Annotated in this window: 18 protein-coding genes and 1 pseudogene; 15 read left to right on the forward strand and 4 right to left on the reverse strand. The window is 51.4% G+C overall.

The genetic code is table 11. The annotated features are described in order from the left end of the window. From WH50_RS27010 to WH50_RS18645, 4 genes and pseudogenes are all read left to right on the forward strand, one after another. Positions 1 to 130: pseudogene (locus WH50_RS27010) on the forward strand (IS110 family RNA-guided transposase); the annotation flags it as partial. Between the two features lie 1,041 nt (positions 131 to 1,171). Continuing rightward, on the forward strand, positions 1,172 to 1,426 hold the full coding sequence (locus tag WH50_RS18635; protein ID WP_110188821.1) for a hypothetical protein: 255 nt from the start codon (positions 1,172 to 1,174) through the stop codon (positions 1,424 to 1,426). 78 nt (positions 1,427 to 1,504) lie between these two features. Beyond that, on the forward strand, positions 1,505 to 1,822 hold the full coding sequence (locus tag WH50_RS18640) for a hypothetical protein (protein WP_110188822.1): 318 nt from the start codon (positions 1,505 to 1,507) through the stop codon (positions 1,820 to 1,822). A 101-nt stretch (positions 1,823 to 1,923) separates the two neighbouring features. Beyond that, on the forward strand, positions 1,924 to 2,193 hold the full coding sequence (locus WH50_RS18645) for a hypothetical protein (RefSeq protein WP_110188823.1): 270 nt from the start codon (positions 1,924 to 1,926) through the stop codon (positions 2,191 to 2,193). A gap of 569 nt (positions 2,194 to 2,762) precedes the next feature. Here the strand turns inward: WH50_RS18645 and WH50_RS18650 are convergent. Together WH50_RS18650 and WH50_RS18655 are read right to left on the reverse strand one after the other, a co-directional pair. Further along, entirely contained in the window at positions 2,763 to 2,993 is a 231-nt protein-coding gene (locus tag WH50_RS18650; protein WP_110188824.1) for a transglutaminase domain-containing protein, read from the reverse strand. Positions 2,994 to 2,995: 2 nt separating this feature from the next. Beyond that, complete coding sequence (locus tag WH50_RS18655; protein ID WP_110188825.1) at positions 2,996 to 3,871, reverse strand: hypothetical protein; 876 nt, start codon at positions 3,869 to 3,871, stop codon at positions 2,996 to 2,998. Between the two features lie 208 nt (positions 3,872 to 4,079). Between WH50_RS18655 and WH50_RS18660 the strand changes: the two genes are divergently transcribed. From WH50_RS18660 to WH50_RS18705, 9 genes are all read left to right on the forward strand, one after another. Continuing rightward, positions 4,080 to 7,517, forward strand: coding sequence for a conjugal transfer protein TraG N-terminal domain-containing protein (locus tag WH50_RS18660; protein WP_110188826.1), 3,438 nt, complete (start codon positions 4,080 to 4,082; stop codon positions 7,515 to 7,517). Continuing rightward, positions 7,514 to 7,903 carry a hypothetical protein gene (locus WH50_RS18665; protein WP_110188827.1) on the forward strand — a complete coding sequence of 130 codons (390 nt, stop codon included), beginning with the start codon at positions 7,514 to 7,516 and terminating at the stop codon, positions 7,901 to 7,903. The genes WH50_RS18660 and WH50_RS18665 overlap by 4 nt, the downstream gene beginning before the upstream one ends. Before the next feature lie 437 nt (positions 7,904 to 8,340). After that, positions 8,341 to 8,529, forward strand: coding sequence for a hypothetical protein (locus tag WH50_RS18670; protein WP_110188828.1), 189 nt, complete (start codon positions 8,341 to 8,343; stop codon positions 8,527 to 8,529). A 2-nt stretch (positions 8,530 to 8,531) separates the two neighbouring features. Next, positions 8,532 to 9,074 carry a FlhC family transcriptional regulator gene (locus WH50_RS18675; protein WP_110188829.1) on the forward strand — a complete coding sequence of 181 codons (543 nt, stop codon included), beginning with the start codon at positions 8,532 to 8,534 and terminating at the stop codon, positions 9,072 to 9,074. 86 nt (positions 9,075 to 9,160) lie between these two features. Continuing rightward, on the forward strand, positions 9,161 to 11,893 hold the full coding sequence (gene traN / locus WH50_RS18680) for a conjugal transfer mating pair stabilization protein TraN (protein WP_110188830.1): 2,733 nt from the start codon (positions 9,161 to 9,163) through the stop codon (positions 11,891 to 11,893). 409 nt (positions 11,894 to 12,302) lie between these two features. After that, complete coding sequence (gene trfA, locus WH50_RS18690; protein WP_243410172.1) at positions 12,303 to 13,187, forward strand: plasmid replication initiator TrfA; 885 nt, start codon at positions 12,303 to 12,305, stop codon at positions 13,185 to 13,187. Between the two features lie 789 nt (positions 13,188 to 13,976). Beyond that, positions 13,977 to 14,216 carry a helix-turn-helix transcriptional regulator gene (locus WH50_RS18695; protein WP_110188832.1) on the forward strand — a complete coding sequence of 80 codons (240 nt, stop codon included), beginning with the start codon at positions 13,977 to 13,979 and terminating at the stop codon, positions 14,214 to 14,216. Continuing rightward, positions 14,213 to 14,446, forward strand: a complete 234-nt coding sequence (locus WH50_RS27230; RefSeq protein ID WP_110188833.1) for an AlpA family phage regulatory protein — start codon at positions 14,213 to 14,215, stop codon at positions 14,444 to 14,446. Before WH50_RS18695 ends, WH50_RS27230 begins: the two co-directional genes overlap by 4 nt. A 180-nt stretch (positions 14,447 to 14,626) precedes the next feature. Beyond that, positions 14,627 to 15,121: a methylated-DNA--[protein]-cysteine S-methyltransferase gene (locus WH50_RS18705; RefSeq protein WP_110188834.1), complete on the forward strand. Its 495-nt coding sequence runs from the start codon at positions 14,627 to 14,629 to the stop codon at positions 15,119 to 15,121. Between the two features lie 282 nt (positions 15,122 to 15,403). Here the strand turns inward: WH50_RS18705 and WH50_RS27020 are convergent, their stop codons facing one another. After that, on the reverse strand, positions 15,404 to 15,565 hold the full coding sequence (locus WH50_RS27020) for a hypothetical protein (RefSeq protein ID WP_243410174.1): 162 nt from the start codon (positions 15,563 to 15,565) through the stop codon (positions 15,404 to 15,406). Position 15,566: 1 nt separating this feature from the next. Here WH50_RS27020 and WH50_RS18710 point away from each other — a divergent pair, with 1 nt between their 5' ends. Continuing rightward, complete coding sequence (locus tag WH50_RS18710; protein WP_243410176.1) at positions 15,567 to 16,946, forward strand: YjiH family protein; 1,380 nt, start codon at positions 15,567 to 15,569, stop codon at positions 16,944 to 16,946. 48 nt (positions 16,947 to 16,994) lie between these two features. Here WH50_RS18710 and WH50_RS18715 read toward each other — a convergent pair whose 3' ends face one another. After that, positions 16,995 to 17,927 (reverse strand): LysR substrate-binding domain-containing protein, encoded by a 933-nt coding sequence (locus WH50_RS18715; protein ID WP_110188836.1) that lies wholly within the window; start codon positions 17,925 to 17,927, stop codon positions 16,995 to 16,997. A gap of 353 nt (positions 17,928 to 18,280) precedes the next feature. Between WH50_RS18715 and gmk the strand changes: the two genes are divergently transcribed. Further along, positions 18,281 to 18,901, forward strand: a complete 621-nt coding sequence (gene gmk, locus WH50_RS18720; RefSeq protein WP_110188837.1) for a guanylate kinase — start codon at positions 18,281 to 18,283, stop codon at positions 18,899 to 18,901. Positions 18,902 to 19,006 lie beyond the last annotated feature (105 nt).

Here is a 19,006-nt window from a genome sequence, read left to right on the forward strand (position 1 = left end):
CCAATACGAGCGTTTGACACAGAACGGCAAGAGCAAAATGCAGGCGCTAGGCGCGGCGATGCGCAAGCTGGTACAGATTTGTTTTGGTGTGGTGAAACATCAAAACGAATATTGCCCTCAAGTCGCGTGATGCGATTTGAGGGCAGTTAGGAGAGATGGTATCTACGCTCAAACCCGCTACCGGGACCTGCTGGGCGCGGAATGCCCGGTAAAAGCCGGAATAAAGCATGGCCGCTCCCATCATGAATACCTTGCCAAGGAACTTGGGGTATCCGTGACCCACGCCAGGATGCTGGACCAGGAGATCCGGTCGGAGGTTGCGCGAGAGCTGGGCCATGGGCGTATCGACGTAACTAACTCCTATCTGGGGTAAGTAATATGAGGAGGAACCAATGGAAAAATGGGTTAGAGAACGATCACATGTCTATGTCCGCCATGGCGGAAAGACCGCAAGGCGGGCGATGGTGAAACGTCTGATAGCGGCCCTGGAGGACATTGCGGCCAATGAGAAAGGCGTCAAATCCCCGTCCCAGGTCGGAAGAGCTCATATCCACAGATACTACGCTAGGCACCAGAGGCTGAGTGCGCCGACATTGCGCGATCACTTCTATGCGTTCCGACTCCTGTGGGAATTGCTTGGTCGCGCGGGCGATCCTCCCCGGCCAAAAGATGGTGGAGCGCCGGGTTAATCGTCACTCGTGCCGATGTGACACCTCTGGTCATAGTCATAGGAGTCCTGGAATCCTCCTTTCCTCTTTTTCTTTCGACGTTGATAACTGCTCTCCCTACTGCCAGCTACGGCGCTCTTGCGAACCCGAGCCAGGCGAAAAATACCCAGGATCACCAACAACACAAGTGCCATACCTGGCTTATGGGCAGCGACAACCAGCCCCAGGATGAGCAGAATCAGAAGCCCTATATTCGCCAGATGCCGCATCAACTTCTCCCTTCTACAAAGTTCCTTCATCTCAATTATTGACCTATGCGCCCAAAAAGGGCAGTTCCAGCGAGTATCCCCCGACGCCTTGGCTGTTACAGTGTTCACAACTTCAGCCTCTGGCTGAGTGAGCGCGATAGCTGGTCGCCAAAAACAAACAGCAAACTTAAATCCTTCCCTTAACCGGGGGTTCTCCGGTTAAGGGAGAACCCTCAAAGAAATTTGAGGTGTTGTATGTCAAAAATCGAAGTTAACGGTCTGATTCTGCCACTTAATGATGCGCATGTTCATCAACGGCGTGGGGTAACAGCCGCTAGAACTGAATCTGGCGAACCACTTCATATCACCGTATTGCGGTGTCTTGATGGTCGTCATACGAAAACTTACTGCGGATTGGCGAGAGCTGATAACTCAGAAGACTTCGTGAAAATCATGGAATGGGGTGACAAATTTGAACCAATCGCAGATTGGTTCAATATCGTCCAATAATTCCTTTCCTATCCCGTAACCGGGGTTCACCGGTTACGCGGTGTAGCCCCTTCAATTCCAAATTAATTGGAGGTGTTTATGTACTTTTCCACTTTCGTTTTGATCATGATTGTTACCGTTGGCGTCATTGCTTTCGGAGCTTCCATCGTTGCCAAGCTATTAAACGCGGCGTCGATGGCGGTATATCGGTCCTTGAGAAAAACGCGGCCCGTACGGGTCGTCAGTCCGCTGGCTACTGTCAGCAGTTCATTGAACGGAGAATGGTTGAGATCTACCTCCGGTAGCAATCAATCCGGCATTTTCGATGCCATCGAATGCGCGCCGCTTGAAGGGGAACTGGTTTCTGAGCGAGCTGCAATTGCTTCCAATAAGAAGTTCTTGTCAACCAAGGTGTGAATAACCTTTCAGAACGATAGCCCTTGTTATCTTAAATCACCCTGCCGGGTACTTTGCCCGGTTGGGCTAAGTCCCGGCTTTTAAACTCTTGGAGAATGAAAATGCTGGGACAAACTAAAATAGAAATCCATCAATTCGACGTATGTGGCCGCGTGTATTACCGTGGGGTTAACTACACCGAAAAAGAAGGTGAATTAGCTGTTGAAACTGTAGAGGCTTCTTCTCATGATGAGGCTGAAAAGATGTTTAAAAGCTTACAGGATGAGCACGCTTGTGAGTGTAATCGGACTGTTGAGCGCGTCGATATCACTTTCACTATTGACTTGACGATAGCTGAAAGCGACAACGATGAACCGTACTTAGTGATTTAATCGTTAATAACAACAAAGGGCCAGTTCGTCTGGCCCTTTGTTATTTCTGGGAAGAGGAAATGTCTGAATCAGCTTTATGATCCTGTTTGGCCGTTGTCTGCTTATCCACGATGCGGAGCATCACTGATGCCTTGTGTTTGGCCTCGGCTACAACTTCGGGTTTCTCCTGCTCCAAGAGTTGCTCTAGTGTTCTTGCCACTGGAATACCTCGCTAGTTTGGTTAAAATCTGATTATAGAACGTTTGGATAGAGAGGATGAGTATCATGGATGCATTCACAATTGCCATGCTGAGTTTGCTTGCATTTTTTACCGTGGTGACCTTTGGAAGTTTGTATCTCTATAACAAATCCCGGAAAAACGGTTCTGAGCGTTGAAGCACTTGCGTGACATGTAGCGCACCCACATTGCATCATCTATGAACTTTCACATGTGAAAATTTTCCGTCGGTCATGGCCTCGACCGCCTCTTCATCCAGATCGATACCTGCCATGGACTGCCCCCTGTAAGTGAATCTGGACCACCCGGCAAGCTGGAACACCCCATGAGGCACCTCGTCATCATCTCCCAACTAGGTACGTAGCCGGAGATCGACAATCCAATCACCATCGCCCTCCAGTTCAACCCAGCAGTGCGGCGCCACCAGGTCGCCACGTTTCTCGTCTTTCACATAGCCCATGTAGCACCGATGTGGGATGTCGGCTATTCGAAGCACGTGGCTGATCACATACGTCATGCCATCACAGTAGAGGCCGGTCTCTTCCAAAGGAAGCAGACCGATCTCCAGGGCATCATGCCACATGCTCATCCTGGATCCGGTGTGATGAATAGTTCCGCCTTCCCTGCTGTCAGGATCACCGGAGCAGTGTAGCCGCCGGTGTCCAGCTTTTGCGATGCAACGAAGATGAATGCCCATGACGGAAGCTCCCGACTGATGCCTGCAAGCAACTGGGTCTTGTCTAGGTTGGAATCTTTGGGGATGTTCACCTTTATGCGGGAGTAATCGGCTTCATCATTTGCGTAGAAGCCATAGCCATTTTGCCCGGCCATCAGGAAATCAGGCACTTTTCGTGGCTCTTCCGTGGGTGCATACACGGTCGTGGCCACGTAACAGGATTGGTCATAGTCTCGATTGGCACTTTCCCAGTCAGGGCAACCATGTTCGGGATCGACAATTCGCACCGAGGAAAAAATGTACTCCGACATTAGAGGAAAGTCCTGATGTAGGTTCCTGTTATCGACAACATATTTGACATGCGCTTGCCGTAAGGTCTTCTCTATACCATCGAGCAGAGTACTCGACATCAGTTCCCAGGCTTCTCTGGCATTACCTGCTTTTGTTTCCGGAAGCCAGCCAAATACGCTATCTCGCTCCATAACGCCCTTTGGTGTAAAGGCACTGGTCAGCAAGCCCAAGCCCAGTGACTTGCCCCAGTCTAATCCAAGCCCATGTCCGGAATTGAACAGCAGTGCGTCACCCGAGATATCCCATCCCTTGCTGATAACACCGTCTCGCTGCTCCCTGGGGATGTCGTAATCCCTTGCGTCGTAGAGGCCTCCGGCCTGGGCCAAGTTGTAGGCGCGGCTATGGTCTCCCTTGTATTGGTAGCTGTTTGTCGTCGTTGCGCAGCCAGAAGCCAGTCCAACTGCAAAAAATATTAAGGTTAGTTTTTTCGTCATCACGGAATCTCCTATAGCAATAAAATTATGCTGCCATAGTTCTTATAAATGACAAGAATATGCAGACTTATTATTGAAAAATGGAGATATGTTCTGAACGGGCAATGATTGAGATGATTGTGTAAAACACCGAAATTGGGCAGTTATAGAGTCGTGGTAAAAAGGATTGCTCGAATAGGCTATCTCCAAACTTCGGGAGAATGTGCCTATGTTTACCATTCACTCTATCGGGGATTCAGCATTCTTGGAGCAAATCCTGATTGCGGTGTCCATGATCACTGGTACCGGGGACTTCGAGAAAATGGTCAGCATTGGCTTGCTGCTCGGTGTTCTCATCATCTGTATCCAGTCAGTTTTTCAGGGAGCAAAACAAATCAACTTCCAGCAGGTCTTGCTGGGCTGGGTCATCTATGCCTGCTCCTTTGGACCGACCACGACAGTAGCCATTGAAGACGCCTATACAGGCGAGGTGCGTGTTGTTGCCAACGTCCCTATGTTGGTTGGGTTTGCGGGCGGGATGATCTCCAACGTGGGATACACCATTACCAACCTCTTCGAGACCGGATACGGGGTCATCGTACCGAACGTTACGGAAAGCCACTTCTCGGAGACTTTGAAGCTGCTGAATGACGTTCGCAGAAGAGCTTATGATACCGGTGTCTTCACCGCCCTCAATGCGGCCAATGGCGGTGGATACGTCGATGTGCGCCTGTCCTGGAACAACTACATCCGTGAATGCACACTGACCAAAGTTGACCTTAAACTGATGTCTCTGGATGAACTCATGAATCGTCCTACCGAGACAGCACTTCGGTTTAACTCCCAGCTCTATGGGACTCGCCTTTACCTTTCTGCGGGTAATCCTGATGGGGCTGATTACACCTGCACTAACGGGTGGGTCGCCATCAGTAACGCCACTGCAAACTTGAATAGCCCTGTGGTGGTTGACGCCTTGAACAACTTGCTGGGAATCGATACCAGTGCCGGCGATGACGCCATCACCAAAATCGGCGATTCGCTGCAAGCTATGGGAGCTTCGACAACATCATCCATCGATTATTTGAAGGCAGCCGTGCTGGAACCCCTTTATTACGAGGCAGCCGCTGGTCGCTATCAGGACTTACAGGACTACGGCTCCGCGCTGATGATTAACCAGGCCATTCAGCAGCGGAATACCCAGTGGGCGGCGGAACAGTCCATGTTCATGACGGTGGTTCGTCCAATGTTGACCTTCTTCGAAGGGTTTATCTACGCCATCACTCCGATCATTGCCTTTATCATCGTAATGGGGAGTTTTGGTCTCCAACTGGCGGGCAAGTATGTACAGACCATCCTTTGGATTCAGCTTTGGATGCCAGTTCTGTCCATTATCAACTTGTTTGTTCACACGGCGGCATCCAAGGAGGTGTCCAGCCTGAGTGGCGCCGGACTGGACTCGATGTATGCGTTGTCATCGACAGGTGATGTGCTGCAACACTGGATCGCAACGGGTGGGATGTTGGCCGCTGCTACGCCGATCATTTCCTTGTTCATCGTCACTGGTAGCACCTATGCGTTTACTAGCCTTGCCTCACGAATCAATGGCGGCGACCACGTAAACGAGAAAATGCAAACGCCTGATCTTCTGCAGCAAGATCCGATAATGAAAGGTCAGCCAGCGTTCTCGTATAACCAGTTCAGCGGTACCATGGCTTCAGGAGCTGAGTCGCTTGTCGATAAGGTGAACATCGGACAAACCCTGAGTTCAGTGGTTAGCAGCAGCCAGGCCGCATCCGCCCAAGCTACGCGGAATTTCTCCGAACAGCTCTCAAACTCGGTTTTCTCCGGGGCATCTGCCGAGCAGAGTTACGCTAGGTTGCAGGGGCTGGGCCAAACCCTTAGGGCATCCGATTCGAGTCAGGCTAAGGCAATTTACGGTCAGGCTCAGGATTACGCACGGCAGTACGGATTGTCGGAAACACATACTGATGCCATAGCTGGTGCCATAGCTATGAAGGCTTCAGGATCTGCTGATGCAGGTAAGCTTGCTGCGGTGATGGGCGGGCCAATAGGTCGAATTGCTGCTGCGTCGGGAGCAGTTGGCAAAGACGCGCCATTGAAAGTACAGGGAGATATTTCGGGGTCTGCTGAGTCCAGGACGACGGATCAGCGTCAGCAACTGACCACGGATCTAGACAAGCTGACAAAGAATTTGGGCATTTCCAAGGATGATTCCGCAGCGTTGACCCAAGATCTGGCGCGACAAACCAACACCGAGTCAGGCCAGCGGTTCACTAATTCATTGGGTGAGGAACAACGCGAGCAACTTTCCCTATCCGCGACACAAGCCGTTAGCGCTCAAAATACGTATCAGCGCCTTTCCTCCGCTCAAAGCTCAATTGGCACGGCCAGTCAAATGGATATGCGGGCATTGGCCGCCTCTTCCGTTGGTAGTCCAGCCGCAAGCACCGTGTTACAGAATGGGATGCGTATGGCGTCGCCTGAGACTCGTCAGGCCGCTGCCGAAAAAGCACGGTTCTATCAGGCATTGGGAATGGATTCCGCGCAGGCGTTAGCCGGTGGGCAAATTTACGCGCTTTTGAACTCCGGCAAGGGAGCCGAGCAGACTGTTGCGGCTGAGGCTATCTCGGCGGCTACTGGTGGTGTCGTCACACAGGGTGTGGGGCGGTTTAACGAGAACCAGTTGCTTGTCCAGCAAGCTCCGGCAATCACCGGCCTTTCCAACACTCAGCGACTCCAAGACCCCAGTCGTATGAACGAGAGGCAGCGTACCCAAGCCTATGGCAGTGTGCCTGGCGGAGAGGCGGTTTTCCAGCAGCATGACAAGAATATGAGCCGAGTACAGGACGTTCATGCCAATCAAAAGGAGTCGTTCCAGGATGAGCGATTGGGGTCACTAAGAACGCAGATAATGAACTCCAACGTAGAATCATCCACCGCATCCAATATCTTTGCCTCGTCCGATGGGGCTGGTCGATTCTTCGACAAGATCGTTGGCGGCTCAGGGGTGGCCATGGATGGATTCTCAAATGACTTTGCCAACTCGATGAACCAACTGGCACGGATGACGCCCGAGCAGCGCGATCAGTTTATTGCCGACGCACACAAGGGAGATCAGTACATCAAAGATCAGTATGGCCTTCCAGGGTTCCTGGCTACTGGTGCGGCCAACCTGGGTAGGGACATTATCGGAGCAGGAGTTTCCGGTTTCTATGCAGCCAAGGAATGGCTCACCGGGAAATCGGACCTATCCGAGGCGGCCAAGGGCATGTCGGTTCGCGAGCGTGGTATGTTCTTCGCGGCAGCGTTTGCTAGTGCGAGCGAAGCAGGTGCAGAGCATGCGCAGGCCTTTGTTCAGCAGTACGGAGATGAGTTTCGTAATTTGGCCATGCAGACCGCGATACAAGAGCATGGCCTCCATTCGAATGCGGGTGCACGGTTGTTTGCCTCATCCATCTTGGGCGCAAGCGATGGAAAGGAACAGGAATATCGGGCTCAACTCCGGAGTGAAATGGGCGATGACGCCTTGGCGAACAAAACAGCGGATATCATTGAGTCAGCAGCTGGGGCTGGACGAGAACAGGCCGGGGGTTATCTGGCTCCAGTTTCGCGTTATTTTGTTGTTAAGCAAGGAGGTGGTTCATGAATACCGCGCTGGTCCAATTGAAACTTCGTGAACGCCAGCTTCAGGACGAACTGGAACAGGTATGGGCAAGCATGGATAGCATGCTGGAAGCTCATGAAGTACGTGGCCCCATCACTCCAATCTTGGTCATCAATACACTGAAACTGATGATGCTGGAAGGATACGGGGATTGGCTTGTAACTCCAGTGGAGCGAACTGGTAATGTCCTGGTGACCAGCGCTGAAGCCTTAAAGGTCTCCAGTGAGGAAACCGGTATTTGTCCGTATTTATTGAGGGGAACGCTTAGTCGAGCCCAGCGCCGCCCCGTATTAGTTTGCAGGGATGGTAAACTAATCCTTCGTGTTGAAGGCGAATCCTCGGTGGGATGCCTGAAAGGCACTGCATAACACCAGTGCTTTCAATAAGGGATTCCCTGCCAGTCGGAGCATATATCCGAAGCATCAGGAATGGGAGTGCATACATCTTCCTGATCATCAAGGTGTGTTGCTCTCTGAAAATTAACACCTTGTGAACCTGTTTCTCTGGTGTATCTAATCGCAAAAATGGGTATAAGAATAGTTAGTGGAATCAAGGACAAAATAAGCCCTCCGCTTCCAGCAACTCTGTATGCAACGAACAAAGTTGCCAGCACTATACCCCATTTAAACATTCGCTTCACATTGAAAGCCTCCGATCATTGCAGGGTCAATATTTCATTTTTACCTGAAAGTGCAAACCTTCAAAGCATCAAAAAATAATACTGTAAAATATATAGTATTTTTGTGTTGCATGTCTGAGATCTCATGATAGAAAGAAACTTTAATAATATCGTGGGAGATATGTTATGAAGAACACCAAGAATAAAAAACTGGCCTGGTTAGTTGCGGTCCTCTTTTCCTTGTCTGTCGCGTCGCTGATTACACTTGAAGGGGTAGAGCGAAGCGATTGGTTTTACGCAGCAGCTCTTCCAGCAGTGATAGCGGCGTTGTGGATGCAATACCGGAATTTGTTCGCCAGTAGCAAGGATGCCTGACAATGGAGAAATGTACGGATTATAAGTCAGGGTGTTTGGGCCGATGGATAGCCGCCCGCCATATGGCTCTAGCTGGATATATCACCAAGATCATCATGATTGAGACGGGGCTGACTTACAAACAGGTACGCAGGTTATATCAGGACATCAAAAACGATGGGTACGAGCTGGAGCCTAGGTCACGTACATTTCGTGGCGGGGCCACCCTGATTCATAACCACACATCTAAGATTCAGGCGTCTCTACTGATGCAGCTTTACCGTAATATTGGCGGGGAAGCGATATTAAAGTCGATAGATATCAACGCGCTTAACAAAGCGTTTCGTATGTATCACGCCATTCGTAAAGAGATTCCTGGAATGAAAGGTTATCGATGGACTCCTTTTAATATTACCGATGCTTGGTGCTTGGCTGCTGAGTATAGAAGCGGCAATGCTATGCTTGAGGAATGTGATCATTGCCAATGCACTTACTTTACCTCAGTTAACCAAAGAACTTGTGTGGAGTGTCCGTTTTGCGTTGCTGATAAGAGTAAAGCCGCGTGATTTTCCGCAATTGGGCAGCTTGGCGGAGGAGGTTTATTACTTAAGGCTCATAGCATGGTCCTCAATATTTTATTGAGAACCATGCTATGAGAAATCAAACACTCTTCATTAGAACGGTGGCCTCGCTGCTGACGGTCACAATGTCGGTGCTACCGATCCATGCATACGCCAACAGCGGTCAGAATCCGGACATTTCCTCCGTTGGGAAAGAAGCCCAAGCCTTTGGTCAAGACCTCGCCAACTCGTTCAGAGCCAACTCGGGTTCGTTCCAAAACGGCACGATCTCGATGCCGGCGCTGAAAGACGGTCAATTCCATATAAATGGCGGAAGCCAGATCAATGTGAACGACCTGTTTCCAGGAACCAGCGGCGGTGACGGTCAATCCGACAGCTACTATTTCCCGGATGCCAAAAAAACCGATGCTGACATGCTCCAAGGTCTTTTTGATTCCAGCGAAGACATGGATGACGTAGGCAACAGCGCTAAAGGAGCTCTTTGGTCTGACGCAAATAGCGCCGATCCATCCATCTCTGGTGCTGCCTACAAAGTACTCCTCGATGCAACAAATCGCTCGCGTCCAAATTTTAGCAATGACCCAATGCTGAACCAGAGTAAAGACATATATGAAAATATTGATCTAATTACAGAGGGCTTTGGTGACTGCACTGTCAGTACATCCCTCAATAAGACATCGTTCACAACACACGTTCCTGAATATGAGCGATGTGAACGGGTTACGAAGTCAGTCGGCTCATGCACGATAACGCATAATATGGGAATCAGCTCTTTTGTAGATACGGTTTATGTTGCGGCTAAGGGGCGTACTTGGCTGACGGTGGAGTTTGATCTAACGAAAGGGACATGGAAAACCGTCGATCCAACGGATGGAGAGTATTCAGTAGCAACAATTCCGAAGCTGGACCAGGTGGCAATATGTGGAGAAAGTGGAAGTATAAATAAGACTCAGCTAGTAGGAGCATGGGACTGGATCGATAGCGGGATCGAGGGAGATGTTGACTCTTCAGTGTATTATCAAGTTAACCAAATACCCTCCTGCGAAAATGGATTAATTGGTGTTGTACAAATTCAAGATACTACAGAATCCGACAGCGATGATTTCGTTCTCGGAGGCAAATTTGAATTTCGATTCATTAATCAAAAGCAAGACAGTTGGACGCCTCATAATTGTGTAAGTGATGCCCTTCAGCTTAGTGATGGTTTCTGTACAGGACAATTAATAACAACGGGCGGTGCTACTAACAATACAGATTGCACTACCGTAAACGGGGTAAAGATTTGCCCAAATGACGATCTTTATGCAGCACTGACACCCTCTCCTTTTCCTAGCATTCCTACGCTGGCAACAGAAGTTCATCTTTCAGCTATGCAATGCAATTTCAACGTGGGTCAGATGGATTGCTGGACAGATCCCCAGGGAGTAGAACACTGCCCAGTAAATGATGGGAAAAACCTTTCCTCCTGTCAGACGTATGAGAACAACCCGCAATGCGGATTTATCAGTTCCGCGTGTATTGATGGTGCCAAAGGAGAGTCTGGCCAGTGTTATGTATATAAAGACACATATGATTGTGGAAGTGATGTCGAAATCCCTACCGTGACAAAACAGGAAGAGTACCAATGTTCTGGTGAAATTAAGTGTATGGGGGATGAATGCTTAGATGTATCAAAGTCCCAAAGTGTCGATTTTGCCCGCGCAGTGAGCCTTTTGAATGCGGCTCAGTTTATGACACAGGATATGACCTGCTCAGATAGTGCGACCGATGAGGGCGGTGACGCTAATGTTGACCAAGGTTGTATGGTTTTTGGTGGGAAAGCTGGAACATGTAAGATTGCTGTTGGTGGTGTACAGAATTGCTGCGAGAAGCCATCTAACATTTCGCTGGCCGACTACCTTAATCTGATCATGGCAGTACCAAAATTGGACGGCGCAGTGATGGGCCTGCAGAGCGGTAATTCAGTCAAGGGTGCTTACCAGATCTTGCGCGAGCCTGTCTTACAAGGCTGGACCGAAATAACTCAACCCTTCACCAGTTATATCGAGAATATCTCCGGCGCAGTGGATTCCTTCTACCAACCTATAGAGCAGGTTATTGATGAATTGATGGATCAACTGACCGAGCAGGTTAAAGAGGTCATGGCGAACATCATGAAAGGACTGGGGCAGGATGCTGCCACCCAGGAGGCTGCAGCCGGAGGTGCTAGCAAGATGGCTCAGGAAGGCATGATGGACAGTGCTGCCACTTGGCTGAGCACGGCGATGACAATTTATACGGTCTATGTCGTGACGATGGTCATGATTCAGATGCTCTACAAATGCGAGGAGGAAGAATTCACTATGAACGCCAAGAGGGCGCTCAAGAACTGCTCCTACGTCGGCTCTTACTGCAAGTCCAAGGTGCTCGGCGCTTGTGTCGAGAAACGCGAGGCTTATTGCTGCTTCAACTCACCGCTGTCCCGCATTGTCCAGGAGCAAGTTCGTCCGCTGCTCGGCATTAGCTTTGGGAGCGCTGAGAGCCCTCAATGTGGAGGTATTCCTTTGGATAGAGTCGCCAAGATTGACTGGAGCAAGGTCAACTTGGACGAGTGGCTTGGGATTCTGCAACAGCACGGCAAGTTGCCTGACCCGAGTTCGTTGAACCTCGACAGCCTGACCGGAGCCGGTAGCGACTTCAACATTGACGGTAGCCGTAAGAACGCCCAGGAAAGGACACTGGAACGCTTGAACGGCGTCGACGTAGATAAGGCGCGGCGCGACTTGGCTTCCGAGATATTCCCAGACTGGGACGGCTCGAATTGAGATCCTCCCCGTTAAAGCCAGCATCATGCTGGCTTTAATCATTGATGAAAACTTTCACATGTGAAAGTTCTCTTGTGATGTACATTCCGTTCTTTGCTCCCGAAAAGGGCACATCCAGAGGCGAGGTTTTGGGACGGCACCCAGCAAAATTACCCCTGTGATCATATTCATCAGGGGGGTCCTATGCAGCAAGCAATCCAAATTGAAAATGACACTGGTCAAAGGCATCTACAGCTTCTGTCAGTGCACGAAGTAACGGCTCTACTGAAGATTTCCGCGCCAACGCTTCAACGAATCCGGGCCAACGATCCAACTTTTCCCCGGCCCTATCGTCTGGCTGGAGAGCGGACACTGCGCTATCGGCTCGACCAACTTGAATCCTGGGTGGCGTCTCGGCTGGTTGAGTCTGATGAAGCCTGCTAGTAGATATATGGAGGGCAATAAAAAGCGCCGCAAGCCAGCCGCCGAAGTGCTGGCTGCGAGAGTGGATGAAGCGAAGCAGGCGGCTCTACTTCAACACACGAAGCAGGAGATAAAAGACCTGCAACTCTCGCTATTCGACATTGCTCCCTGGTCCGACAATATGCGGGTCATGCCGAACGACTACGCTCGATCGGCGCTGTTCACTGTGCGCAACAAACGCACTCCCCGTGCAGCCTTGCAGAACCACCCCATTTACCATGTCAACAAAGACGTGAATATAACCTATACAGGTGTTGAGCTGCGCGCTCAGGACGATGAACTGGTTTGGCAGCAGGTACTGGAATATTCCAAACGGTCGCCATTGGGCGAGCCAATTACTTTCACGTTCTACAGACTTTGCCAGGATTTGGGTTGGTCGATCAACAAAGCCTATTACACCAAGGCCGAAGAATGCTTGTCTCGCCTCCAGGCGTCTGCAATGGCCTTTTCTTCCGCGCGGATCGGCCGCCTCGAATCACTGTCGCTTATCCATCGATTCCGCGTCTTGGATCGAGGCAAGAAAACATCTCTATGCCAGGTTGAAATCGACGGAGAGATCGTCGTGCTCTTCGCTGGCGATCACTATTCGAAATTCGTCTGGGAAAAGTACCGCAAGCTGTCGCCCACAGCCCGGCGGATGTTCGACTACTTCGCATCTCACAAAGAGCCCTATCCGCTTAAGCTGGAGACCTTTCGGTTGATGTGTGGCTCAGAATCAACCAGAGCAAAGAAGTGGCGCGAACAGGTCGGCGCGGCCTGTGACGAGCTGTGCGAGAACGACATGGTGGCAAGTGCCTGGGTTCATAATGACTTGGTGCACTGCAAACGGTGACTCTGGGTTTAAACACCATCTCTATCCCTTCTGATTTCCAACATCTTTCCCTCCAATCATTCCTTCTGCGCACACCACAAAACGCCCTGGACGACCAGCCAGCCTGTGCATAAGTCCTGAATTATATCTGGGGAATGCGGCCAATACTGATAAGTGGGGGGGCTTTCATTGACATTTGAGGGGCAACCCCCTCGGCAAGCTACTGACAAATGAGGGGCGCATTGCTATTTTGGCTGTTTCCTAGCTGCGACAGCGCGGTAAAACGCCAGCGCAACCGCGAGTTATCCACTATTGCTGTGGGCAACCCTGTTGGAAACCCAGCCGGATTACTGACATTTGAGGGGCAACGTTATTGATATTTGAGGGGCGCTATCATTGACATTTGAGGGGCCAACTATTGACATTTGACGGGCACCTTATTGACATAAGAGGGGCAGGATATTTGATTTTTATTTTTCAAAATCAAATTCTTACATGGGATATCCACACCCATATAACCTTATCTTTAACCTCTTATTTAACCTTTTCTATAAACCAATATTTATTTTAACCCGCCTGCTCAAGAAACAATCAAGCGTTATCTGTGAAGTCTACATCGTTAGAGTCTGATCATCTGGTACCCCATAAACCTCGTCAGAAAGCCACAGAACTCAAGGCGGTGACCCTGCATGTGAAATCAGAGAGTAGCAATACCGCCCAAATTGTCCGAAAAGGGCAATTCCAGAGGTCGGCCTCGAAGGGTGATCAAGAGAAAATAACAGCAACTCCTGACCACCCAAGGGAAAGCTTATGACCGAGAATCAACTGGTATTCGTGCTAGAACAGATCCAATCACTGGCCATTCCTGCCAAAGAAATCATGACCATTAATGACTGTGCCATCTATACGGGCCTGTCCACCTCGTACCTGTACAAGTTGACGTCCAAGAAAGAGATCCCGTTTTTCAAGCCGATGGGCAAAAGGGTCTACTTCAAACGCTCCGAAATTGACCAGTGGTTGTTGCGTAACAAGCAAGGGGAAGCCTCATGACACAGGTGAGCCGATTCTCTCCGCCGCCAACGGAGACTCGGGGAGAGATCCTCCGTGCTTACAATGAGTCCGAACGGCTTATTAAAGAGGCCGAGCGCGAACGAATCACCACTATCAGCAGGACGACCTGGTGGCGGCTGGAGAGGTCTGGTGAAGTCCCACGGCGTAAAAGAGTTGGGGGAAGCGCAGTATGGTTGCTGTCGGATCTATTAGCTTGGATGCAGAAGTAGCCTCCTCTCTCGGCCCTTGGATGGGATGTGCTACCCTACGTCCAAGGCTGAACTTCAAGATGACTTTGGCCAATTGGTGAGTAAAGCGGTTAGTGGTCTCGTTCTTAATGTCAAAATTCACATATAAAGCATTGATTATTAATAAGTTACTCCTGATGCTCCACAAGCAGGTACAGAATATTGAATGAGTCGCCCCCGACGGTCACTCACGTCATCACCTCTCCCGTCGGCCCGCTGAGGCTGACGGCTACGGAGCAGGCGCTGCTGGGCGTCTATTTTTTGGGTGAGAAGGCGCAGGATGTGACGCCAGTGTGCCCCGAGCAGACGATATTGAGCTGGGCGGTACGTGAGCTGCAGGCTTATTTTGCCGGGCAGCTACGAACCTTTACGGTGCCGTTGCAACCTGTGGGGACGACTTTTCAGCTCAGCGTCTGGCAACAGCTGCAGGCCATTCCCTGGGGTGAAACGTGCAGCTATGGCGATATTGCCAGGGCACTGGGGCAGCCTGGGGCGTCGCGCGCCGTGGGTATGGCCAATAATCGCAATCCGCTGCCGATTATCATTCCCTGCCACCGCGTGATTGGCAGTGCCGGACACCTTGTAGGGTTTGGTGGAGGATTGTCGATCAAGCAGCAGTTGCTGGCCCTGGAGCAGGCGCAGTTAGGTCTGTTCTGACCGTTTTTCTATCTGTGCTGTGCAGAAACCTGAACGCGCTCTTTGATGACTCAACTCAGGGAGCCCCTCCTTTTTCATGACGTCAGGATGTGGGTGCTGGTGTAGCGCTGTGAAAAGGCCGCATCTGTTTTATTTCGGGTCGCGACCAGACAGATAAAGCCGGTTTTTAATCAGTTTCGCTGAAGTTGAACCCTGGCTTCTATTGGTTGATTCAATACATGAGAACTGCATCAGTTTTTATGCTGTGCAGCGATTATTAGCAATAATGCGAATATATAGCTGTTAAAATCCTTTATCTGTATGCAACGTGCTGGTTTGTTTTCTCGCTGAAAATAGCCGGAAAATGGCAGCCATTTCTTGTTGTTCTTTGCCAACATCCTGTTCTTCTGCTTCACTGTGCCGCCTTTTTGCTTGCCCAATAACAAATAATAAGGATGGAGTCACAGTGGATTCTTTGCTGACCGCGCAGAATCAGGGACTGCAACGTTCCCTGTCACGCAACGCCCTGGTGTTCTTATTGCCCTCACTGGTGGGCATTCTGTTGTTCATGGTTCCTGTCAACTATCAGGGCAGCATCACCATCAGTGTGGCCGTTCTGGCGAAAAGCCTGCTGACGGCACTGAACGAGGTCATGCCTGAGCTGCTGACCACCGTCATAGTCGCTTCGGCGTCAGGCACCCTGCTGACCAAGGTGTTGCGTCCGCAGTGGTTGCAACGTTACGCCTTTATCTACGGCCTGCTGTCACCCAACTGGATCTGGACCCTGATTCGCCTGTGCGGTGCGGTGATCGCTCTGATGCTTTACAGCGGTCATGGCCCACAGGCGGTGCTCAGTGATAGCACCGGCCAGCTGGTATTTGGTGATCTGATGCCGGTGCTGTTTTCGGTGTTCATCTTTGCGGGCCTGCTGCTACCGCTGTTGCTGGATTTTGGTTTACTGGAGCTGGTCGGCACCCTGATGACCCGGGTCATGCGTCCGGTATTTCAGCTGCCCGGCCGCAGTGCAGTGGACTGCTTTGCGTCCTGGCTGGGCGATGGCTCGGTCGGCATTCTGTTGACCAGCAAGCAGTATGAAGGTCGCTTCTACACCGAGCGGGAAGCAGCGGTGATTGGCACGACCTTCTCGGCGGTATCCATTACCTTTGCGCTGGTCGTGCTGGCACAGGTCAAGCTGGAGCATCTGTTCCTGCCCTTCTATGGCACGGTCTGTCTGGCGGGCATTGTGGCCGCCATCGTGGTGCCGCGCTTGCCCCCGCTCTGCTGGAAGCGCGATCACTATATCGACGGCAGCCCACGCAATGCCGAGGAAGAGGCGATTCCGCAGGGACACAGTGTGTGGAGTGTCGGTTACCGTCGCGCGCTGGCGCGTGCTGATCGTATCGAGAACTTCCGCCTGCCACTGCGTGATGGCATTCACAATGCTATCGATATGCTGTTTGGCGTGTTGCCGGTTGTCATGGCGGTAGGCACGCTGGCCCTGATGGTGGCGGAGTACACGCCGGTATTTGAGTATCTGGGTAAACCCTTTGTGCCGCTGCTGGAGCTGCTGGGTGTCCCGGAAGCAGTGGCGGCGTCGAAGACGGTGATGGTGGGATTCGCCGACATGTTTATCCCGGCCATCCTGATTGCTGCTGTGGATAACGAAATGACGCGCTTCGTCATTGCCGCCATGTCAGTGACACAGCTGATCTATCTGTCTGAAGTGGGTGCGTTGCTGCTGGGGAGCCGTATCCCGGTCAATCTATGGGAGCTGTTTGTTATCTTTATCCTGCGCACTTTGGTGACCCTGCCGGTCATCGCTGGGGTGGCTCATCTGCTGTTCTGAGTCAAAAGGCGAGGCTCATTGCAAATGGATGAGCCCGCCCTGTGAACATCAGGTCAATACCGTCCAGTTGTCATAGCCCTCGACCCGGAAGTCATAGGCGTGGATGGCCTGCAGGGCCGCATCCTGAAAATCGGCCATCAGCTCGGAACGTTTGGCTGAACTGGGGTAGGCCAGGACATAGCGATAGCGAATGTCGGAAATAAAGGGCCGTACCACCACGTCGTTGGGCTGCCAGATGCGTGCAGCAAAAGGTTCTACCACAGAAATGCCCAGACCGTGCGCCACCATTGCATAGCGGGTATGCGAGGAGTGGGTCTTGATGGAGTAGCGGGTCTTGACCTTGGCCTTGTCGAGGGTGGCCTGCTCCATGTCGTAGGCACGTGGGCCGATGGGTAGCCAGCCAATCAGCGTTTCATCTTCCAGATCTTCCGGGTAGATTTTGTCTTTGCTGGCCAGTCGATGGCCGGGTGGCATGGCGCACAGCATGCCCAGATCCATCAGATGGATCTGTTCAATACCAGCGATGGGCGGAAATGCCGGACACAGGGCCAGATCCACTTTCAAATCCTGCAGCTTGAGCAAAATTTCCGAGGTATTGCAGCTGACTACGTGGATGGTCACCTCGGGATCAGACTGCACAAATTCTTTCAGCACCATGGGCAACAGCGATGTGGACAGTACCGGCGAGCAGGCGATGCTCATGCTTTCCGGTGCATGGTTACGGATATTGTTGGCCACCTGGCGCAGGCGCTCGAGACCCAGAAAGTTCTCTTCCACGGCCTTATAGAATCGCACCGCCGCATTGGTGGGTTCCAGTCGCCCTTTGGTGCGGGTGAACAGACGAAAGCCGAGATCGGCTTCCAGATCGGCAATCAGGCGACTGATGGCGGGCTGGGTGACATTCATCTGGCGGGCTGCACCCACGGTGGTGCCGGTCACCATCAGGCAGCGGAAAGCTTCAACTTGTCGGAACTGGATCATGAATAAGGCAGCAGCTGGTGAGTGGGATGGATAATAATTGCACATCGACAGAAATAGTCTATGCATGCCGACTATAGGACGTAGTGTTGCAATAGCTGTGCAATGGCGCGGATGGAGCGGATGAGGCGAACGGGAAGGAGTGCTATGATAGCCGACCTTATCATTCAGGATGCGTATCGGTCCGGTATGGAATGTTTCAGGCTGCTGGAACCTTCCTCTTCTCAGCCCTATATATCAGGGACGTGAGCTACGAGCGAACCGGTCAGGTCAGGTGCGACATGGCACTTAGCCTTCACCGCAACCTGTAAATACCACTTTACCGCTTGTGATAGCGCAGACAGACAACGGGTCCTATGTCTAAAGGTCAACTCTACATCGTCTCCGCACCTTCGGGTGCCGGTAAAACCAGCCTGGTCAAGGCCCTGCTGGAACAGGACAAAACCATTGGCGTGTCGGTGTCACACACGACCCGTGCCCAGCGCCCCGGTGAAATCGACGGCGTGCACTATCACTTCGTCAGTCAGGACGTATTCCGCCAGATGATCGGTGAAGGTGCTTTTATTGAGCACGCAGAAGTGTTTGGCAACTTCTATGGCACCTCGGTGGTGGCAGCGGAAAAAATCCTTAATGAAGGCAAGGACGTCATTCTGGAAATCGACTGGCAGGGCGCTCAACAAGTGCGCAAGCAGATTCCGGAATCCATCGGCATCTTTATTCTGCCACCTCGTAAAGAAGCGTTGCTGGAGCGGCTGAACAGCCGTGGCCAGGATGACGACGCGGTTATTGCCGGGCGCATGGCCAAGGCTGTCAGCGAAATGTCGCATTATCCCGAATATGACTATGTCATTTTCAATGACGACTTCACCTTCGCTGTCGCCGAGCTGGCCTCGGTATTTCGGGCCGAGCGCTGCAAACTGCAGCGTCAGCAACAGGTTAATGCACGTTTGCTGGCTGAATTGCTGTCCGAAGTTTGAGCAGTAGAGCTTGTTTCGGGGGCGCGGCTCACATAGAATTGCGCCTCTTGCCTGTCTGGCAGGTTTGGTTATTTTTTATACAGTTTCGTCTTATCATCGCTGAAG

The sequence above is a fragment of the Pokkaliibacter plantistimulans genome (genome assembly GCF_003194385.1).
In the GTDB taxonomy this organism is placed as follows: domain Bacteria; phylum Pseudomonadota; class Gammaproteobacteria; order Pseudomonadales; family Balneatricaceae; genus Pokkaliibacter; species Pokkaliibacter plantistimulans.